We start from the raw sequence: 5511 nt of genomic DNA on the forward strand, positions 1-5511 counted from the left end.
TTAATTTCCATACGAATCTCAAAAGTGATCATAAGCTCCCCTGTATTCAGAGGAGCAGATTAACCCCTGGATCAATTTTCAACCGCTGGGGTGGATCAGTTTTGCACCGTTGGTAACAGCGAACCCTGGTGGGGTCGTAATACCCTCCTTCGAGCCCAGGTTAACGATCGCACCGTTCTCATCCATTTTTAACATTTCCGGCAGAAAAATATGCTGTGTGGCAACCATGGACAGCAGGTTTACCTCCATCTGCTGTCGCCAGAGAGTTGGGGAATCACAGGCTCCGGCAGCTATTTTCACGCCGGCATTGTTAAACAGCAGATTTACTTTCCCCCAGGCGCTGTAAACGGTGTCCTTGAGCTGTTGGAGATCTTCATCACGGGTAATGTCGCCAGTGACCAGCAGCGTTTCAACCTCCAGTTCGCCGGCCAGCTGCTCGAGCGCCTGTCTGTTCCGGTCAAAAAGACAAAGCTTCATGCCCTTTCGTGCCAGCTCCCTTGCCGCCGCAGCGCCAATACCTCTCGCCGCGCCGGTTATTACGGCAACGTTACCTGTACTGATGACTTTATCGTTCATGATTTCTCCCGTCAGTAATGCGTACCGATAAGAACATAAGAAGAAGTGCTAACAGGGAAAAAGCAGCCCCAACCCACCCCGTAGAGAGCCAGCTTCCTCTCGAAGCGATAACGAAACCGCCTGCAGCTGCGCCAAGCGCATTGGAAATATTAAACGCGCTGTGTGTCAGGGATGACGCCAGAGTCTGTGCCTCACCGGCAATGTTCATCATATGGGCCTGAAGCGCTGGCACGAGCGAAAATCCGCACCCGAGCATAAACAGCACGATGAGAACCGGGGTCTGCAGTGTGCCCGTAAGGGAAAACAGGCCCAGAAAGACGATGTTCCAGGCGATGATGCAAAATATGGATGGGATCAGCGCAATGTCCGCCAGCCTGCCACCGATAATGTTGCCAGCAACCATGCCCGCCCCCCAGAGAACCAGGATCCATGGCACGGCTGAGGTTGAAAACCCGGCAGCTTTCGTCAGCGCCGGGGTGATAAAGCTGTATACGGCAAACATGCCCGCAAAGCTGACTGAAGCGACGGCAAACGTCATTAGGATCTGTGAGCTCTTCAGCGCGCCAAGTTCCTTGAGCGGTGAAGCGGACCTGTCGGCCGCCACGGATGGGACAAAAAGCATAACCATTATGGACGTCAGCACCAGGCCCGCTGCCACCATCCAGAAAGAGATTCTCCAGCCCAGCGTCTGGCCCGCCCATGTGACAAGCGGAACGCCGGCAACGTTCGCTACGGCCAGTCCCAGCATAACGTAACCGATATACCGGGCTTTGTGCTGTGGCGAGACCATTGAAGCCGCCACGAGCGCGGAAACGCCGTACCAGGCGCCATGAGGCATACCAGCAATAAAGCGTGCTGCGAACATGGAATTATAGCCCATGGCCAGAGCGCTCAGGGCATAGCCTGCAAGTGTAATAATTAACAATATCAGCAGAAGGTTTTTACGGGCCCGGCGCGCGCCAAGCACCGCGATCGCAGGGGCACCGACCACCACGCCTGCAGCATAGGCGCTGATATAGCCTCCCGCGGCAGGGATTGAAACGCCGGTTCCCCGCGCAAGATCCGGCAGGAGGCTCATGGGCGCAAACTCGCCCGTTCCGATGCATAATCCGCCCGCGCCCAGCGCAAGCATGGCCGGAAAAAGACCCACAGGTGGAAGAATACGTTCATCCTGCCGTGAAAGCGTTTGTTCAGACATTGACTATGACTCCTGATCCCGTTCACTGCCGGGTGCAAAAAAGAAGAACCGCTACCAGTCGGGTAAGGGCTCTCAGCTATGTGCAACTTATGAGTCACAACGTTCAGGAAAGAACGGCAACAGGCAGTGGTATATTGAACTGAAATAAACTATAAACGTCTCCTTTCGGTTATTGATGAATCAGATAGTCAGTAACGATGAGTATTATTCAACAATTCTGTTGCTGGTTTCGCCATGCAGGGTGATAAGCGTTATTTCGGCAGGTTTTCCAAGCCGGAAGGGAAAACCGTTCCAGATGCCGGAACCGTTGCTGACGTAAAGCTTCAGGGGCCCTGCTTCATACAGCCCGGACACAAAACCGTTATTAGCCGATGCGACCAGCCTGTCGAGACCGGCAATCATACCGCCGTGAGTATGTCCGGAAAGCTGAAGGCTAACTCCGCTTTCTGCGGCCTCGTCAGCATTTTCAGGCCTGTGGTCAAGAAGGATGACGGTTTCACCCGGGCGGGAAAACTTCAGGGCCAGGGACAGATCAGGACCCGGCAGGCCGTATGATGGCGCAACGACATCCGTCACGCCCGACAGATACAGCGAGTCGCTGCCACGGCTTATACGGTAACCGGCATTATTAAGAAAATGCAGGCCCAGTTTTTCAAAGGTCTGGATCCAGTTTTCAGCGCCGAAGTAATATTCATGATTGCCCGTTACGGCAAAAACGCCGTCCTCAGCCCGCAGCTGTCCAAGCGGCTCAATGTCGGAGAAACGCGCTTCTGGCCAGCCATCAATCATATCCCCGGTAACCACAATCATATTCGCATCGAGCTCACGGGTGCGGGTAACAACATCCTGTATCCAGCTTCGCGGCAGCAGTCTGCTGGCGTGCAAATCCGTCAGTTGAACTATCCGGTAACCATCAAAACGGGGGGACAGGCTCCTGAGCGTGACGTCTATCTTTTTCACTTCAGGAACCGCTGTACCATTTTTCAGGGCCAGCGCTGTGAGCATGGCCGCCAGAACAGGCAGGATAAACCAGAAAGCTGTATGCCATTTCATCCGGCGTCCTGATACCAGTCGGTGCAATATCCAGAACAGGTCACGCAGTACTAACAGGACTGCCATAAAGACGGTCATACCGAAAAACCCGGTAGTAAGCAGCAGCAACGGTTTTGGTATCTCAGGAGAAAACATATTCCCCGTAAATAATTTCGTGATCAGATGAAACTCGCAGGCCACAATCATTGCGCCTGCGACGGCTATTTTTACCGAAACCGGGGCGGGAAGCGGCCTGATAAAACGAAACAGCACGTAAAGCGCTGGAATGAGGGTCCAGATATGAAACACGCGGAAATCTCCCGGGAATTAAAAACTGTTAGTTTGCCGTGGCAGCGGGTTGCAACGTTTTGTTGAATGAATCTAAACTTACCATCCTTCAGGAACGATTTAATGCAATGTCATTTGACATTGCATTGAATTTTAATCAACGGTTTAACGCCATGTCCTCCAGACTGTCTACCACGCTCACCCGAAGCGATCTTGCTGAGCTCAACGCATTTCTTATCACTGAGAAAAGGCGCAGTTTTACTAAGGCCGCCATAGAACTGGGGATCACCACCTCTGCGCTGAGCCATACCATACGCAATCTCGAGACGCGCCTGGGTGTCAGGTTGTTGAACAGAACAAGCCGTACGGTCTCTCCGACCGAAGCGGGCGCAAGCCTTGCTCTGCGTCTTGAAACAGGCTTTAAAGAAATAGGCGACGCGCTTGAGGAAATTAACCGCATGCGCGATCGGCCCGTTGGAAAGCTCAGGCTTAATGTGCTGAGTGACGGAGCACGCCTCATCATGGCGCGACATCTTCCACGCTTTATCAGCAAATATCCTGAAGTGGAACTCGAAATCAGCGTTGATGACAGAATGGTCGATATCGTCCAGGAAGGATTTGATGCCGGGATCCGCTTTGGCGGAACCGTTCCTGAAGATCTCGTTGCAGTCCGCCTGGGGGGAGAACTCAGATGGGTAGCGGTGGCATCGCCACGCTATCTTTATCAACATACTCCCCCTGCCGTGCCTGAGGATCTGCGCCTGCATAACTGCATTCAACTGCGCACCGGGCAAGGCGTCATCTACAAATGGGAATTCCGTAAAGGAGAAGACTATCGCGTAGTTGACGTCAGGGGGCAGCTCTGTGTGAGCGAAACGGCGCTGGCAATTGAGCTGGCGCTGTCCGGCGTCGGTATTGCTTACTGCCTCGAAGACCGGGTGAGTGATTATATTCGTGACGGCAGGCTCAGGATTGTCCTTCCTGAATGGGCTCCTCTGGAAGAGCCGATGTATCTGTACTATCCAGGTCACAGACAAGTTCCCCAGGGATTAAAGGAACTTATCGAAACTCTGAGAGAAGAAATAGAACTAACACATGCAGTTTCAGCCTGAATCAGGCTCAGGGATTCGCAAATCACCTGAGCCTGAATTTCATAACCTGTTACGGATGTTTTTGAAGCATTTCCTTAAGGTTATGACGTGAGGTCGTTATGATAGTCTAGGGATCTTTTGGCGCGTCATGCTCAACAATATACCACTCAACCCCACTGCTTCTCCCCGCACTGATGATTGAGCGCCATTCCAGCAAACCTTCACCTGCCGGAGTGAAATTCATTTCGTCATCACGAATCCCGATAGCAGCGTTATCTTTTGCATGAATCGCATAGACGCGTCCTGAATATCTTGCAATTATTGACGCAGGATCCTGTCCTCCACGTGCAGCCCATGCCACATCGAGTTCAAGGCTAAGATTATTCTTGTGGGTATGCTTCATAATCAAATCCAGGGCTGTCACATCATCATACTTCTTCATCTCAAAATTATGATTATGGTAAGACAACGACATTCCTTCATTTCTTAACGCCTCCCCCATACGATCAAGCCTCCTGGCGTAATCTATCCATCCCTGTTTTGTCGTAGGTCGTTCATTAACCTCAATCCATGGGACAACGAGGTGAAAGTTTCCTATGCCTTTGTTAAAAGCAACAATTTTTCCGCGCTCGCTCTCAAGAGCAGATAGCTGTACATGCGATGAAATAACGTTAAGCTGATATTTTTTCAACGTTTCCTTCATTGTCGGTAAATCCATGTGATGATCACCGACAAGTTCTACATGTGAAAATCCCGCTTTTTTAGCCATGGCAAACTGTGCATCGGTATTACCAACATTTCTAAGCGTGTACATCTGAATAGCAATATCGTCCTGTGCTTCGGTGCGGGCATACCCCACCATGCTTGCCATCATAAGGACTCCACAAAAAATCGAGTTTTTAATCATTATCGTTCTCATTAAAAAGTAATCGATTACAAAATATAATTCGGCAGATTTTTAATACAACAAGCATCCATAAAAATGTGAACTAAATCACTGAAAGTAATTTTCCCTAATAAGCAATATAAGTTAATTCATTTGACATTTTTGTTAAAAATCAATCCACAGCAGTAATCCAACTCCATTACAGAGGTCGCTGAATATACGTGTCGACATTAACCATTAGAGTTCGTGCTTAACGTCCGTTTATGGCACAGGGCTGCTGTTGCAGCCCTGACAACCTTAGACTTCAATCGATTCAGAGATTGACCTGCTCCCCGTTGATTAATACACCGCGATGTTAGTAATGTCTTCATAAGCCACATGAGGACATCCCCATGAAGAAGCGTTTTTCCGATGAACAGATCATCAGTATCCTCCGCGAG

At 50.6% G+C, this 5511-nt stretch carries 5 protein-coding genes; 1 reads left to right on the plus strand and 4 read right to left on the minus strand.

The genetic code is table 11. From position 1 onward, the window contains the following. Positions 1–78: 78 nt before the first annotated feature. The 3 genes from ACTJJI_RS26015 to ACTJJI_RS26025 form a co-directional block, all read right to left on the minus strand. A complete protein-coding gene (locus ACTJJI_RS26015; RefSeq protein WP_440656265.1) occupies positions 79–576 on the minus strand; it encodes an SDR family NAD(P)-dependent oxidoreductase in 498 nt (165 codons plus the stop codon). Beyond that, the gene (locus tag ACTJJI_RS26020) at positions 566–1774 is read right to left on the minus strand and encodes an MFS transporter (protein ID WP_440656267.1); all 1209 of its coding nucleotides are present in this window, start codon (positions 1772–1774) and stop codon (positions 566–568) included. Before ACTJJI_RS26020 ends, ACTJJI_RS26015 begins: the two co-directional genes overlap by 11 nt. A 204-nt stretch (positions 1775–1978) precedes the next feature. Next, positions 1979–3115: a metallophosphoesterase gene (locus ACTJJI_RS26025; protein WP_042718060.1), complete on the minus strand. Its 1137-nt coding sequence runs from the start codon at positions 3113–3115 to the stop codon at positions 1979–1981. 107 nt (positions 3116–3222) lie between these two features. Here ACTJJI_RS26025 and ACTJJI_RS26030 point away from each other — a divergent pair, with 107 nt between their 5' ends. Beyond that, positions 3223–4206 carry a LysR family transcriptional regulator gene (locus tag ACTJJI_RS26030; RefSeq protein ID WP_127353584.1) on the plus strand — a complete coding sequence of 328 codons (984 nt, stop codon included), beginning with the start codon at positions 3223–3225 and terminating at the stop codon, positions 4204–4206. 106 nt (positions 4207–4312) lie between these two features. Here the strand turns inward: ACTJJI_RS26030 and ACTJJI_RS26035 are convergent, their stop codons facing one another. Continuing rightward, positions 4313–5092, minus strand: a complete 780-nt coding sequence (locus tag ACTJJI_RS26035) for a sugar phosphate isomerase/epimerase family protein (protein ID WP_202760561.1) — start codon at positions 5090–5092, stop codon at positions 4313–4315. Between the last annotated feature and the right edge of the window lie 419 nt (positions 5093–5511).

The organism is Enterobacter sp. 22466, assembly GCF_052044775.1.
GTDB classification, from domain to species: Bacteria; Pseudomonadota; Gammaproteobacteria; order Enterobacterales; family Enterobacteriaceae; genus Enterobacter; species Enterobacter dissolvens.